This window comes from Longilinea arvoryzae, assembly GCF_001050235.1.
In the GTDB taxonomy this organism is placed as follows: Bacteria; Chloroflexota; Anaerolineae; order Anaerolineales; family Anaerolineaceae; genus Longilinea; species Longilinea arvoryzae.
In genome coordinates this window covers 2,511,070-2,525,613 of record NZ_DF967972.1, presented here as the reverse complement: position 1 = coordinate 2,525,613, position 14,544 = coordinate 2,511,070, and the positions used below count along the sequence as shown (strand labels likewise).

13 protein-coding genes are annotated in these 14,544 nt (G+C 58.1%); 4 read left to right on the top strand and 9 right to left on the bottom strand.

Translation table 11 applies throughout. From position 1 onward, the window contains the following. The first annotated feature begins 59 nt into the window (after positions 1–59). On the top strand, positions 60–3,524 hold the full coding sequence (locus tag LARV_RS11165; RefSeq protein ID WP_075073714.1) for an alpha-amylase family glycosyl hydrolase: 3,465 nt from the start codon (positions 60–62) through the stop codon (positions 3,522–3,524). A gap of 60 nt (positions 3,525–3,584) precedes the next feature. Here LARV_RS11165 and LARV_RS11160 read toward each other — a convergent pair whose 3' ends face one another. Beyond that, positions 3,585–4,568, bottom strand: coding sequence for a hypothetical protein (locus LARV_RS11160; RefSeq protein ID WP_075073713.1), 984 nt, complete (start codon positions 4,566–4,568; stop codon positions 3,585–3,587). A 144-nt stretch (positions 4,569–4,712) separates the two neighbouring features. On the opposite strand from LARV_RS11160, the gene LARV_RS11155 reads away from it, so the two are divergent. Beyond that, positions 4,713–5,069, top strand: coding sequence for a 4a-hydroxytetrahydrobiopterin dehydratase (locus LARV_RS11155; protein ID WP_075073712.1), 357 nt, complete (start codon positions 4,713–4,715; stop codon positions 5,067–5,069). Here the strand turns inward: LARV_RS11155 and LARV_RS11150 are convergent. From LARV_RS11150 to LARV_RS11135, 4 genes are read right to left on the bottom strand one after another with little or no spacing between them, the layout of a single operon-like run. Then, positions 5,066–6,469, bottom strand: a complete 1,404-nt coding sequence (locus LARV_RS11150) for a glycoside hydrolase family 13 protein (RefSeq protein WP_075073711.1) — start codon at positions 6,467–6,469, stop codon at positions 5,066–5,068. The genes LARV_RS11155 and LARV_RS11150 overlap by 4 nt on opposite strands. 25 nt (positions 6,470–6,494) lie before the next feature. After that, the gene (locus LARV_RS11145) at positions 6,495–7,535 is read right to left on the bottom strand and encodes a ketopantoate reductase family protein (protein WP_236709958.1); all 1,041 of its coding nucleotides are present in this window, start codon (positions 7,533–7,535) and stop codon (positions 6,495–6,497) included. Beyond that, complete coding sequence (gene fmt / locus LARV_RS11140) at positions 7,532–8,449, bottom strand: methionyl-tRNA formyltransferase (protein WP_075073709.1); 918 nt, start codon at positions 8,447–8,449, stop codon at positions 7,532–7,534. The genes LARV_RS11145 and fmt overlap by 4 nt, the downstream gene beginning before the upstream one ends. 57 nt (positions 8,450–8,506) lie before the next feature. Next, positions 8,507–9,556 carry a CysS/YqeB C-terminal domain-containing protein gene (locus LARV_RS11135; protein WP_075073708.1) on the bottom strand — a complete coding sequence of 350 codons (1,050 nt, stop codon included), beginning with the start codon at positions 9,554–9,556 and terminating at the stop codon, positions 8,507–8,509. Between the two features lie 185 nt (positions 9,557–9,741). On the opposite strand from LARV_RS11135, the gene LARV_RS11130 reads away from it, so the two are divergent. Both LARV_RS11130 and LARV_RS11125 read left to right on the top strand, forming a co-directional pair. Continuing rightward, complete coding sequence (locus tag LARV_RS11130; RefSeq protein WP_152031778.1) at positions 9,742–10,086, top strand: hypothetical protein; 345 nt, start codon at positions 9,742–9,744, stop codon at positions 10,084–10,086. Continuing rightward, complete coding sequence (locus LARV_RS11125; protein WP_075073706.1) at positions 10,083–10,346, top strand: glutaredoxin domain-containing protein; 264 nt, start codon at positions 10,083–10,085, stop codon at positions 10,344–10,346. The genes LARV_RS11130 and LARV_RS11125 overlap by 4 nt, the downstream gene beginning before the upstream one ends. A 12-nt stretch (positions 10,347–10,358) precedes the next feature. Here LARV_RS11125 and LARV_RS11120 read toward each other — a convergent pair whose 3' ends face one another. From LARV_RS11120 to LARV_RS11105, 4 genes are all read right to left on the bottom strand, one after another. Further along, positions 10,359–10,601, bottom strand: a complete 243-nt coding sequence (locus LARV_RS11120) for a hypothetical protein (protein ID WP_075073705.1) — start codon at positions 10,599–10,601, stop codon at positions 10,359–10,361. Positions 10,602–10,608: 7 nt separating this feature from the next. Beyond that, entirely contained in the window at positions 10,609–11,460 is an 852-nt protein-coding gene (locus tag LARV_RS11115; RefSeq protein ID WP_075073704.1) for a DegV family protein, read from the bottom strand. Between the two features lie 4 nt (positions 11,461–11,464). Beyond that, positions 11,465–12,013 (bottom strand): RNA polymerase sigma factor, encoded by a 549-nt coding sequence (locus tag LARV_RS11110; RefSeq protein WP_075073703.1) that lies wholly within the window; start codon positions 12,011–12,013, stop codon positions 11,465–11,467. Between the two features lie 83 nt (positions 12,014–12,096). After that, positions 12,097–14,538: a S8 family serine peptidase gene (locus tag LARV_RS11105; protein ID WP_075073702.1), complete on the bottom strand. Its 2,442-nt coding sequence runs from the start codon at positions 14,536–14,538 to the stop codon at positions 12,097–12,099. Between the last annotated feature and the right edge of the window lie 6 nt (positions 14,539–14,544).

Below are 14,544 nucleotides of genomic sequence, written 5' to 3'. Positions count from 1 at the left end.
ATTATTCCAGCGTTGGTATAATGACATGGAATGTATTCTTCCGGGTATGCGGAGGGGATATGCTGGAATTTCACGTTTCACGCCTGGCTCGCGACCGATACCAATTCGATCAGGCCTTATTTTCCTTCAATGGCAGTGTCATCCTGGCCAATTTTCACGCTGCCCGGACGTTTGCGCAGAAAATCAACCAGAAGCGCGACCTGGTGACCTTCCCCGAGTCGGCGGTCAAAGCCGGTCAGATCAACGCCATGGGGCTGATCGACGAAATCCTGCACCTGGTTGTGCACCTCTACCGCGAACAAAAATCCACGCAGGTCATGAACCTGTCTCTGGCACAGTTGGATGAACAATTCGGCCCGGCGGAGGTCGATCGAACGCTGCTGCACTTCATCACAGATTTTCCGCCCGTGGCCGTTTATCAGGGGCAATTCAGCCCGAAGGAATACCTTGGCGGTGAGACGGATGGCGTCTCACATCGCGAGGAAGCCCTCGAAGAAATGCTCATGCTGTGGATCGCCAACCAGAATCCGGCCCTCGAGCCCTTTGTAGAACTGTTCAGCGATAAGGACCTGGCGGCCAATACTGGCTACACGAAGATAATGGACGCGCTGCACACCCTCTTCGACCAGCAGCCGCCCTTCGGCCCCGGGCAGCAAAACCTGATCGATATGCTGCGCGCACCGGCCGTCGCTGTGCCCTATTCCCTCTCCGGCCAACTCGAATTCATCCGCGAACACTGGTCTGAACTGCTCGGAAAATACCTGTACCGCCTGCTCAGCAGCCTGGATTTGATCAAGGAAGAAAACCGGCCCATCTTCGCGGGCGGCGGTCCCGGCCCCACCGTGATTCCGGTTTACGACCGGACGACCTACGCCGGGGAGATCGAAGCCTTCAGCCCGGATAAGGAATGGATGCCGCGCCTGGTTTTGATGGCCAAGAATACCTTTGTCTGGCTCGATCAGCTCTCCAGGAAATATCAGAGCCCCATCCAGCACCTCGATCAAATTCCGGATGCGGAATTGGAAATGCTGGCCCGCGCGGGCTTTACCGGTCTGTGGTTGATCGGCCTGTGGGAACGCAGCAAGGCCTCCGCAACCGTCAAACAGTTATGCGGCAATCCGGATGCCATCGCGTCGGCCTATTCGCTGGCCGACTACCGCATCGCGGATGAACTGGGTGGCGAAGCGGCCTACCAGAACCTGCGTGACCGCGCCTGGCGGTATGGCATCCGCCTGGCCAGTGATATGGTCCCCAATCACATGGCCATCGATTCCACCTGGGTCATCGATCACCCGGATTGGTTCGTCCAACTGGATTACTGCCCGTATCCATCCTATACCTTCAACAGTCAGGATTTGTCCCCGGACGGCCGCGTCAGCGTCATGGTGGAGGATCATTACTATAACCGCACCGATGCAGCGGTGGTGTTCAAGTATTACGACCACCGCAACGGTCAGACACATTATATCTACCACGGCAACGACGGCACCAGCATGCCCTGGAACGATACCGCCCAGCTCAATTACCTCAAGTCGGAAGTCCGCGAAGCCGTCATCCAGACCATTCTGGAGGTCGCCCGGCGCTTCCCGATCATACGCTTCGACGCGGCCATGACGCTGGCCAAAAAACACTACGAACGCCTGTGGTATCCGGAGCCCGGCTCCGGCGGCGCCATCCCCAGCCGCGCTGAACACGCCCTGACCAAAGCCGAATTCGAGGCCGCCTTCCCGGTCGAATTCTGGCGCGAGGTGGTGGATCGCGTGGCGCAGGAAGTTCCAGACACGCTGCTGCTGGCGGAGGCTTTCTGGCTGATGGAAGGCTACTTCGTGCGCACCCTGGGGATGCACCGCGTCTACAATTCGGCGTTCATGAACATGCTGCGCAACGAGGACAACGCCGGATACCGCACCCTGATCAAGAACACGCTCGAGTTCGACCCTGAGATTCTCAAGCGCTACGTCAACTTCATGAACAACCCGGACGAGAAAACCGCCGTCGAGCAATTCGGAAAGGGCGACAAGTACTTTGGCATCTGCACTTTGATGGCCACCCTGCCCGGCCTGCCCATGTTCGGGCACGGCCAGATCGAGGGCTTTGCCGAAAAATACGGGATGGAGTTCAAGCGCGCCTACTGGGATGAGACCCCCGATCCCAACCTGCTCGAACGCCACCAGCGCGAGATCTTCCCCCTCCTGCATCGCCGCGCCATTTTCGCCGGCGTCGACAGCTTCCTGCTGTATGATTTCTTCACTCCGGAAGGCAGCGTCGACGAGAATGTGTACGCCTATTCCAATGGTTTGGGGCGCGAACGCGCCCTGGTGGTTTATAACAATCGCTTCGACTCGAGCCGCGGTTGGATCAAAACATCCACGCTGCTTGCGATTAAGACCCCGAGCGGCGAGCGTCAACTGGCACAGCGCTCGTTGGCTGAAGGCCTCGATCTGCACCCCGCCGAGAACACCTACGTCATCCTTCAGGACCAACTCACCCACCTGGAGACCATTCATCCCAGCCTGGATATCCGCGTTAAAGGGCTCTATCTGCAGCTCAATGGCTACAAAGTTCACGTGTTCATGAATATCCGGGAAGTGCAGGACAACGAATGGCATACCTACCGCCAGATCTGCAGTTACCTGAACGGCCGCGGCGTTCCTTCGGTCGAAGAAGCCATGCAGGAACTCGCATTACAGCCCGTCCAGGCTCCTTTCGGACAAATTGCCAATCCCGGGTATTTCAATTATCTGATGGAGAATCGCGTTTCGCAGCGCCAGCCGGTCGTTTCACCAGGATTATTGAATGAAGCTCAACAAAAACTCTCCAACCTGCTGGACGGCATCGGTTACCTCCAGCATTCCGATGAAAACCGGGATGAAATCCTGGCGGAATTGAGCAAAGGCCTGGAGTTCATCCTCAGCCTGCCGGAACTGCACAACAAACCGGCCCTGAAGGGTAAGGCGCTTCAGGAAGCCTTCGAAGAGACGCGCAAAGATCTGGATGCCACGCCGTTGGAATCCTGGTTCATTATGTTGGGTTGGGCGTTTACCCACAACCTGGGCAAGCTAACGGGCGTCGAAGGTTTTGCCGAACAGTCTCAAAGCTGGTTCGACGAATGGAAACTCGGCAAGACGCTGGCTGATTGCGCAGTCGCGCTCGGCATGGACAAGGACAACGCCTGGCGCCTGACCGCCACCATCCAATTGATGATCGGCCAGCAGGGTTGGTATGAACGCGTGGGCGCCCTGACCACCCGCCAGATTCTGGAAAACTGGCTCAACAGCACCGAAATCCAGCAATTCCTGGGGATCAACCGTTTCAAGGAAATCCTCTGGTTCAACAGGGAAGCCTTCGATCAACTGGCTCGATGGATGAACCTGTTGGCTTTGCTGGACACGGCTTCCAACCCGAAGGCCAGCACAGCGGAACTGGTCGAGACGCTGATCGGCTGCGGCGAGGTGATTGCCAGACTGAAAGCCGCCGCGGAAGTCTCTGACTATCGTGTCACCCGTCTCCTGGAAGCGGCTTGAAACCGGCTGGAGATCGAGATAAAAATGCGCCCGGAGTGACATGCCCCGGGCGCGCATTGTTTATCCTTGCGGCTGCCGTACAATCCTGGAAAGGATGATCAATACCATGCCCAGCAAAAACACGGCTGCGCCCCAGATCAATCCCGAAAGGCAGAACCGGCTGAACACGTTGACCAGCGCCGGCGAAATCACCTTTGCCAGGTCGGTCGGCAGGCGCAAAGCGAGCTGCCCGTCCAACCAGGGCGCCAGGTAACTGTTGCGAACCGACACGAGCACCACCGAGATTCCGGAAGCGATGACGCCTGCCAGTCCCAGGGGAAGCCCGATGGCCAGAAGGCCATAGCGCGGAGATCTTCTCAGGATCGACCAGATCAATCCCGCGATGGCTAGCGTCAGCCACGGCATCCACGGCCAGATTCGCGCCAACAGGCGGATCAATTGGACGCGGTGGGATGCGGTCTCGGCCTGGGCCACCTCGATGGTCAGGCTGGGTGGAATTTGCGCGGAAATCTGCTGAAGGCCGGTTTCCACGATTTGCAACATGAAAGGCTGCAACGCATCCGGCGGCCTGCAAAAGGGTAGATTGGCGGCCGAATTTCCGGCTGCCGCGGCCAACCCGAGTTCCACCAGGTTCGCTGCCGAACAATCATTCCAGGAGGCCATGATGATGCCGGCAACGGCCTGGAGTGCATCCCCGTTCAACCGCTGGCTGATGCCGGTCATATCCAGCGTGATCGTCAAAGAATCCGTTTTGTCCATCAGAAAATCCTGCGCCTGACGGGCGATCACTGCCGATTGAATGGCCGTCCAATCCGAAGGCGCCAACAGCGCCAGAATGGCATCGTAATCCTCACGATCCAGGGATCCCAGGAAATTTCCACCCTGCAATTGGATCGTTCCGTTGAGCATCCACCCGGCCACTAAATCCGGAAGTTTTGCCGAAAGATCGGAAGCCAGGATTTCCTGGGTGACGGCATCGGGGGTCAACAAGAATCGATGGGCCGGAAAATAGAGCGCCGCGGGTATTGCCGTACTGATTAACATGACCCCTATCAAAATCACCATGAGGATGGTTGTCGAGGAAGGTCGCCGGGTAGAGTTCATACCTCTTCTTTCGCGTACAATGGGAATCGAAATTGCGATGAATTATAATGGTTTATCGTTCCATCCCTTAACGGAGAAACAGCGATGAGCAAGCTAAGTGAAGAAAAATGCGTTCCATGCCAGGGCGGCGTCCCACCACTCAGTCTGGCCGCGATTCAAACTTACCTGCCTGAAGTGCCTGAGTGGCAAGTAATGGAAGAAAATGGCGACCAGAAAATTCGACGCGCCTTCGCGTTCAGGAAGTATACCCTGGCTTTAGCCTTTGCGCAGCAGGTTGGCATGCTGGCCGAGGCAGAAGGCCATCATCCCACCCTGCTGATCGAGTGGGGCCGGGTTACCATTACCTGGTGGACGCACAAGATCAACGGCCTGCACCGCAACGATTTTATCATGGCCGCTCGGACGGATGGGCTCTATCGGGCCCTTCCCGCCGAAGATTAGGCCAGCGAAAGCCAGGCGCCGCTCCACGGCTGCAACATCAAAGTCAGCGAATCTCCCGAAACAATGGATTGCTTCGAGGTGAGTAGATCCGTGATGATCAGTCCGTCCCGCCAGCCGATCTGTTTGGCGTTCAAACGCACCTGTCGGCGGGTGGCGCTGGCATTGAACGCCACCGCCAGGCGCTGCTCTCCGAGCGCACGGGCGAACGCCAGACAACCGCGCCCGTCTTCAGCCAACACGCGTTGATAGCTGCCGCGGCGCAGCACGGGCATCTGCTTGCGCAGATGGATCAATTTGCGCAGATAATCATGGAGGTCCAAATTTTCAGCGCTGGTCTCCCAGGGGAAAGCCTTGCGGCATTCCGGATCCTTGCCGCCTTCCAACCCCATCTCGTCTCCATAATAAACCGCCGGAGCCCCGGGTAGCGCCATCTGGATCAACCAGGCCAGCTTTAATTTAGCCGCGTCGCCGTTGAGCAGGGTCAACGCGCGTTCGGTGTCATGCGAACCGATCAGGTTGTACATGGCGGAGGCGTTTTCGGGCGCGAACTGCTTGTGCAGCAGGCCCTCCAATTTTTCGGCAAATCCGCCCACGGCCAGCTTGCCGGTCAAAATGCCCAGCAGCGCTTCGCGCAATGGATAATTCATCAGGCCGTCGAAATGGCGGTCTCCCACCCAGCGCGGATCGCCGTTCCAGATTTCGCCCAGCAAATAAGCTTCCGGATTGGCGGTTTTCACCACGTCCCGAAACTCCGCCCAAAAATCGTCGTCGTTGATCTCATTTGGCACGTCCAGCCGCCAGCCGTCCGCGCCCTGCTCGATCCAATAGCGGGCCACCTGCATCAGGTAGCGCCGGACCTGCAGGTTGCTGGTATTCAACTTGGGCAGGCTGCTGTTTTTCCACCAGCCCACGTAAGTCGTGGCGTCATTCGAGTCGTAGGCCTCGACCGGATATTTCAGGATGTGGAACCAATCCCGATAGGGAGAATGCTCCTGATTTTCAAGGATATCGTTGAAGGCGAAGAAACCGCGCCCCACGTGGTTGAAAACGCCGTCCAATACGATCCGGACGCCGTTTTGGTGAGCCACGTCGATCAATGCCCGAAAGTCGCGCAGATCACCCAGTTTCGGATCGATTTTGAGATAATCATAGGTATTATAGCGGTGGTTGGAACTGGCCTGAAAAATGGGCGTGAAATAAATGGCGTTGATGCCCAGGTCCAACAAATAATCCAATTTTTGGATGACCCCGCGCAGGTCGCCGCCCTGAAAACCGTAGATATCCGGCGGTGCTCCCCAGGGCTGCTTATTGGGCGGGTCGTTGGTTACGTCGCCGTTGAAAAATCGATCGGGAAAGATCTGATAGAAAATTGCATCTTCGACCCAGTACGGGACAGCCATTGTTACCCCTCCGGCGGCAGTCTGGTCAATCGGATGGCGCCGCTTTCAAAAATTCTTCCGGCCGGCGGGCATATGTTTCCAGAGCCAGCCGTCCTTCTGAAAGCGCTAACAGGGTTTCATTGAGAAACTGGTTGACCGGCGTCGGAACGCCAAATCTTAGCCCAAAACGCACCACCGCTCCGTTGAGATAATCCACTTCACTGCGACCGCGGCCCTGATGCAGATCGATGTGGAAGGACGGCATTTTGCCGCCCCGCCCCGCCCCCAGCGCGCGCCTCAGCAGCGGTTGGCTGAGGACGGCCGGCGCCTGGACCAGGGCCGTAAAAGCGCGCACCGGCGTGCGCGGCAAATCGACAACCGGGATTCCCTGGGCCCGCATGACGAGCAGCGCCTCGCGCAGCATGCGCATCTCCAACCGGAATAATCCCGGATGGGCAAAGATCTCACCCGGCGTCAGGTCGAGGATGGCCGACGAGGAATTCGCCTGTAAATTCGTCAGCATCTTGGACCACTTCATGGCGGGTCCGTTGGAATAACTCTGCGCCCGCAGGCCGGCCTGGTTCAGGGCGTCCAGCAATCCCGGCACGCGCTCCTGAGAATTCGCCACCCCGATACCGCGCAGCTTTTCCACCACCACGTTCCCCAGACCGCGCCGGCCGATGGCCGTGGTCACCGTTCCGTAGATAACGCGTTTTTCCCCCAGGAAATCGGCGATCAGGGGTTCATTTTCGACGCCGTTTTGAAAGCAAATCAGCGGCGGAAGTCGATCCGCCACCGCCCGAACGCTTTGCAGCAGTTCCAGGGTGTCGAACGACTTCACCGCCAGGATGGCAGCGTCGTAGCGCTCCAATTCGAGTGCCTGTTGAATATTCTCCACCAACGTCGGACTGGCTACACGCAGCTCAACAGACCGGGTCTGCACGCGCAATCCCTGTTCGCGAATGGCCGGGGCCACACTGGCGCGTTCCAAAAACACGACCTGCTGCCCGCTGGCCGCCAGGCTGCCGCCGAGATAGGTGCCTATCGCGCCGCAGCCGAACACGAGAAAACGCAGCCGCGGGGTCATGCCTGGCTTTCCCACTGGCGCGCGCCGTGCAAGAATCCGCTGCCCGGCATGGGGCGCTTCCCGGCCGGCTGGACTTCGTCCAGCACCAGCCAGCCGTCCGCAGCGCCGATGGCCGGCAACTGCGACCGTACAGCACGCTGGCCGGGGATGGATGGACCGGCATCGACATGCGCGCGCAGCACCTTGAGCAATTCACCCTGGAAAAAGGTATAAGCACCCGGCCAGGGGATAAAGGCGCGCACCTGGCGTTCCAATTCGATGGCCGGGCGTGAAAAATCGAGTTGACCCTGTTCCTTCGCGAGCATGGAAGCATAGGTGGACCGGGTTTCATCCTGCGGTTGCGGGGTGATCTTTCCGGCCAGATAATCGGGCAGCGTTTCGATCAGCAATTTCGCGCCGTCGTCCGCCAGACGATCACTCAGTGAACCGGCCGTGTCCTGATCCAAAATGGACGTCGCCCGCTGGCGCAGGATAGCGCCAGTATCGATACCGGCGTCCATGCGCATGATGGTCACGCCGGTCTCGGCGTCGCCGGCGAGTATGGCCGCCTGAATGGGGGCAGCTCCACGCCAGCGCGGCAGCAGCGAGGCGTGCACGTTGACGCAGCCATGCGGCGCCAGTTCGAGGACCGGCTTGCGCAGGATCTGGCCAAAGGCCGCCACGATGATCACATCCGGCGCCCAGGCCGCCAGTTTTTGCTGCGCTTCAGGTTCGCGCAGCTTGAGGGGTTGGATGACTTCGATGCCAAGCTGCATGGCCAGTTGTTTCACCGGCGGTGGAGTCAGTACGCGGCCGCGCCCGGCCGGCCGGTCCGGTTGGGTGACAACCCCAACCACGGAATAATACTTCTCCAGCGCTGCCAGAGTGGGCAGTGCAAAATCGGGCGATCCCATGAATACAATGCGCACAGTCATAGCAGCGATTTTAGCATATTCCAACGTTGGCCGGCACCCCAATCCACAAAATCGGGTTCATTCCGGGATGGCCTGCTGTCCATCCGGCGTATCGATGATCTTCCAACCCAGGGCGGCTGCCTGATCACGGATTTGGTCGGATTTCACCCAGTCCTGCAGGTCGCGGGCCTGTTGGCGTTGCTGCAGCAGCGCAGCGATTTCCTTTGGCAGCGCGCCTTGCCGCTCGACCGTCCGGCGATGCTCCTCCATCGCGCGGTACTCTTCCCACACCTGCGGATCGATCCCCTCCTGGACCGTATCGGGTAGATGAATATCTCCCAGTACCTCCAACGGGAATACCTGCCCGGAAGAGAAATCCAGCTCCTCCTGTCCGTGCAGGATGTGCACCGCGTCCCGCCCGGTGACCCGGCATATTCGATCGACCCAATCGATGATCAGGCCGCTGTGTTCGTCCACCCCCAGTACAAGCATATTTTCGGGCAGTTGGCTGCGCAGGAACTCGAACCGCTCGCGCCCGATGAAACACCGTCCGGTGTCGATATCCGCGCCGCCCTCAGTATTGTTCCAGTGTGGTACGATCACGCATTCCAGGTCGTAATCGCCCAGCAGGTTGAGTCCGGGTTTCCAGTGTGGATCTTCACCCACCTTGTAAATCTCGTAAACGGGAATCGCCAGCGCTCCCAGCGCGGCCGTTGCGGCACTGGCCGTGGCCAGGGCTGCGCCCAGGCGATTCCGCAGGCGTATCAAATCCCAGGCCAGGCTGCCCTTGAGTTGGCGGACGGTATAACTTGGGCTGCCAGGCCCCATGAAGATTAAATTGCTATCCAACAGCGGGAGCAGCGTTTCCCAATCGTCCGTTCCGCCCGCCCCGCGCCGTCTTGCGGCCACGCGGTGCATACTGGGACCATAATTCTGCAGCCTTCTTTGCATGTAGGCTGCGACCCGGCTGGCGACCTGGGTCGAGTTCAACTCGAAACCCGCGGGTGTCTCCATCACCGCGATGGACAGCGGGCCGGTCAATTGCCGCGCCAGCAAATCGAACGCCTGGCCGCCGCGCGCCGCGGTTTCACCCGAACCAATTAAGGCAATCCTGCCGGGTTGAATCATCGGAACTCCTGCCGCCACTTATAAACGAATCCGGGAGTCTCCTGCAAGGTAAAAGGTTTCAATGGATCCTTAAATTAATCATACCTGAACTCAAATGATTGTCAATTTTCTGCACCGCGTTTATGTCCTGAATCCCGGTATGGATTTTTCTGGTCCGCCGGACCAATTTGCTTTACAATGGGACCATGATTAGTTTGGAAAATCAGGAACAAATCACGCGCGAACTCGCCATGGGTCATCAGGCTCGTTCGATGGGTCTGGAAGCCAGGGCGCGCGTCTGCGCACGTCGGGCGGTCGGAATTGCCCTGCGGGCTTATTTCGCCCCGCGTTCCGACTCGGCCAGCCTGAGCGTCGTGGATTTGATCCAGACCTACCAGGAACAGCCGGAACTCTCGCCGGAATTACGCACCATTTGCGCGCACTTGCTCACCCGGGTAAACCCCGATTACCAGCTTCCCATCCCGGTCGATTTATTAGCCGAGGCGAAAATCCTCATCGATTCCATCCTGGAGAATAATAAGCCATCATGACCGATCAATCGGAAATAATCCTGTACGGCACGACCTGGTGCGGCGGTACACTTCGGACGCGCGCCTTTTTGGATCGAAATCATATCCCCTACCGCTGGATCGATATCGATAAAGACCCGGAAGCCGGAAAATTCGTGGAAAGCGTCAACCACGGCTTTCGCAGCGTTCCAACCCTCATTTTTCCCGACGGCAGCCAGCTCACCGAGCCAAGCAACAGCCAACTGGCTGAAAAGCTTGGCCTTCCGACCGCATCCAACTAGACAAATAATCTCTCAACGGCTCAACCAGCGGATGATTTTCCGCAGAACCGCGTAGAGAATAAAACCTCCCAGCAGACTGCCTGCCAGAATCAGCACTCCGATGATCCAGGACGGGCTTTCGACCACCATGTTGGGCGGATTCTCCAATCGATATTTAAGGTGATCGACAAATTCGGTTCGCGGCTGAATGGGTTTCAGGCGCGCGAATAACTGGTTTTCCAGATCTTCGATTTGAGAAGTTTCTTTGACTGCCATACCCCCGTTATTCCTCCTTACCCACCGGATAGGCTACGATTCCGATCGTGCCAGGTCCCAGATGACATGCCACCGGGAGGGATAGATCGGTCAGAATGAAATCGCGGACGTTGAACGCCCGGCGTGCTTTTTCGAGCATTTCTTTGGCCATTTCAGGGTCTGCTGCATGTACGACCGCTAGATCCACCATCTGCTGCCCGATGCGCTCCTGAACGACCTCGATGATGCGATCCAATGAGCGGTGCCGGGTGCGTACCTTTTCGGTCATTTCCAACAATCCGTCCCGCAGCACGATAATTGGTTTGATATTTAATAATGAAGAAACCGCATTCTGTAACGCGTTGATCCGGCCGCTCATGTGTGCAAATTCTAGCGAGTTCACGGTGAAGGAGATCGCCAGGCGATTGCGTGCGGCGTTCATGCGCGCGAGAATTTTCTCGATCGGCAGGCCGGATTGCCACATCTGGCGCGCTTCGCGGCACATGAAGGCCAGGCCGGCTGATCCAGCGCCCGAATCGATCAGGTAGATCTTGTATTCATTCACCAGTTCACGCGCCGCGAGTTGAAATGAATCGAAGGTCCCGGATAGTTTGCTGGCGACATGGATCGAAAGGATCATTTCACCGCGTCTGGCAACCGAACGATAGAAATCGATCACCTGATCCGGCGACGGAAGCGATGTTTTTGGGATTTCATGCCGCTCATCGATCAAACGGTAGAAATCGTCGCCCGTCAGATCGACTCCCTGAGTGTACATTTTTCCACCAAAGCAAACCCGCAGGGGCATGATATCGATCTGGTATTCCTTCTGCCAACCGGCAGGTATATCCGCTGATCCATCGGTCACGATTCGTAGCATCGGTTTACTCCTTGCCTTCCAGGACTTCACGCAATGCCAAAAGAGTACGATGGTAAAGGCTCTTGATGGCGCCTTCGCTTTTTCCCATGATCAACGCGATATCGACATTCGAGAGGTGTTCGACGAATTTGAGCACGATTAAATGTTGTCGCTCGGGTGAAAGCGTGCGAATCGCTTTAAGCAGTCCTTCCATCTCCTGACCGTTTTCCAGGGCTGACTCTGGGTGATTCCCGCTGACGAACCATTGGATATGGTCTTCCAAAGGCACTTCCTGCCGGCGGCTGTTGTCGCGATGCCAGTTTGCAACCAGGTTGTGCGCGATCCGGTAAAGCCAGGCCGAAAACGGCACCCCCTGGAAATGGTAATGATCGATGTGCCTCAATGCTCTTTGAAAAACACGGGCGGTAATATCTTCAGCGTCGGTTGGGCTGCCCGTGCGGTACAGGACGTAGTTGTAAATACGGCCGACATACCGTTCGTAAAGCGCGCTGAAAGCTTCCTTGTCTCCCTCCACTGCGCGTGTAAGCACAGTGTCTTCATCGAATTCTGCCACGGTTACCCCTTCGGGAATGGAGATCTATAATCAAAACCCCGTTGTCGATGAATCGTTGCAGAAATTGGGCCGCCGCTTGGCCGTCACGGGTTGGTGTTTACCTCTACTGCTAATTTTACTGCCGCATAGGCATTCAGGATACCATAAGTTGGCGCGTTTTCCGGATTGCCCGAGTCGGCGTTACATTTCGTTAACGGCCCCGAATAGGCGCTGGCGGATTTTCGGAGCAGTTGTTCGGTCAAATCGACGTTCCCGATCAATGCCGGGTTGGCTGACCACATCAAAGCCACCACGCCGGCCACATGCGGGCTGGAGAAGGAGGTTCCGGATACGGCTTCATAACTGCTGCCTGCATTGGCGGCGATGACGTTCTCCCCCGGAGCCAGAAGATCGGGCTTGGTCTCCAGTTTACCATCCAAAACCACCGGACCGATGCTGCTGAAGCTGGACATGTCTTCATTCGAATCGATTGAACCGACCGAAAATACCTGCCCGTAAATGGCTGGCGGATCGCTGACCGAGCCACAATAATCCGAACCCATATTCCCGGCCGCCGCGGCCTGGAATATGCCCGCCGCGCGAATCGCCTTGACCGCGGGGAGAAGCGCATCCGCATCGCAGCCTTCCACGCCCGGGCAGCCCCACGAATAGTTCAGCACCTGCGCGCCCTGGGCCGGTTCACCATCCCGCAAGGGATCGCCGTCCGGCGGATAAGGCGCAAACAAAAACTGCATGCAGCCCACATAATAAGCCGGATTGCCCAGGTTGCGCGCCAGATTTGCACAGCCCATCCATTTTGCGCCCGGCGCGATCCCGGTGTTCTTGCCCAGGATCACACTGGTGACGGCCGTACCGTGACCGCTGATGTCCGTGGGTGTCGGCGTGCGATTCCACAGGTCCAGCCAGGCTGGAATGCCGGCATCCACGGTTCCTGCGTATGCATCCCGGATGGCCGGGTGGTCGCCCTGGACCCCGCTGTCGGATACGCCCACCAGAATACCCTCTCCGGTGACGCCAAGCGTATCCCACACTTTGTCAGCCTGGACCAGGCTCACATTCCAGGTCGGTCCGGTGGGAGCGGAGAGCATTCCCGCAACCGCCGGTGAAGACACCGGCAGAGGACGCAGGATGGGATCGTCGATGATTCGGTCGACTTCGGGTCGGGAATTCAGCCAAAATCGCACCAGCGGCCCAGCCTGGACTTCGATCGCATTAACCAGGTAAAACGACGTGTAGCGGACGCCAAAGCGATCCAGGACATTTCGAATCCCGTTTTGGTCCTTTTCCGTATGAGCGACGAGCGTCTGGTAGACCTGCGTCCGGCGCTCCTGCCACGCCAAATCGGGGTTGATTTGCGTCAGGTCGGCCTGATCTTTCAGGATCACGAACAAACGCTCACCGTAGAACCCGGTCACCCCAAAAAAGAAGTAGGTACAAACGGCAGCAATCCCCACCCCGGCGACGGCCAGCTTCCCGGCCAGCGGCAGCGCCGCGCGGCGGGTCAACCAGCGCAGAAGTGGATAAAATGCAAAGGATAGGGCCGCCTCGATTACGAAGGTAACGCCACCCGACCGGGTTACCCAGGCGATTCGTTCACCCGCCCCGCCGGAGACGATTACGGCCAATTCATCCGGATCGGTCAGCATCAAAGGCCAGGCCGCCGCCAGACCCAGCATCACCGCCACCGGTGCCCAGTTGAGTCCCTTAGCCTCTTCTTTACCGACCTGACTCAACATGGCCGTCGTAAAGCCCAGGGCCGGCAGGCAATAAAGTAAAACCCACTGCATGCCGGTCTGGCCAAATCCGGTTACCATGACGACCAGTGCCAGCGCCATCCCAAAACCATCGATCAAGATGTCCGCCAGCCGGTACTCGCGATCGGCGCGCTGCGTGGCGATCAACAGGCCGCCCACCACGGTCCAGCTCGCCGAAACGCCGAATAACAACCCCACCACCAGATTCAGGAAGGTATCCAGCGGCGAACCCAGCGCGCCCCATAGGAGCCAGGGGATCGAAACCAGCAATCCGATCAAGCCGGCCGGACCCAGACCGCGCCAATCCATTTTCCTGAAAGGCGGAACCCAATCGGGAGAAACCCTTTTCAACCACTGGTTGATCAAAACCAGATAAAGGAGCATGGCAGCAATTTGCAGCACGTTCACCAGTTGCGCGTCGGTCAGCGCCACCAACCGCGCCGGAAACTGCAGAATGGCAAAAACGGCTGCCATGCTCAGGGTGCGGTAGATCAGCTTGCTGCGCGGAGATGTTGCCTTGCGCTCCAAAAAGGCCATGGGGACCAATATCGACACGCCATAGATCAGCGGCAGTTGCCAGCGGCTGTCAGTTGCCGGGTAGCCCTCGAAAAGGGTCTGCTCCAGCAACCACCCCGACGACTGAACGATGACCGTCATGGCTGCCAGCCAGACCGTTGCCAGGATGAACAGGATGATGGCCCAGCAGCCCTGGCGTTGTTGGTCTTGATCCAATACGCGCTTCGGACCTTCGGTTACAGGCATTTCTCCCATGGGTTT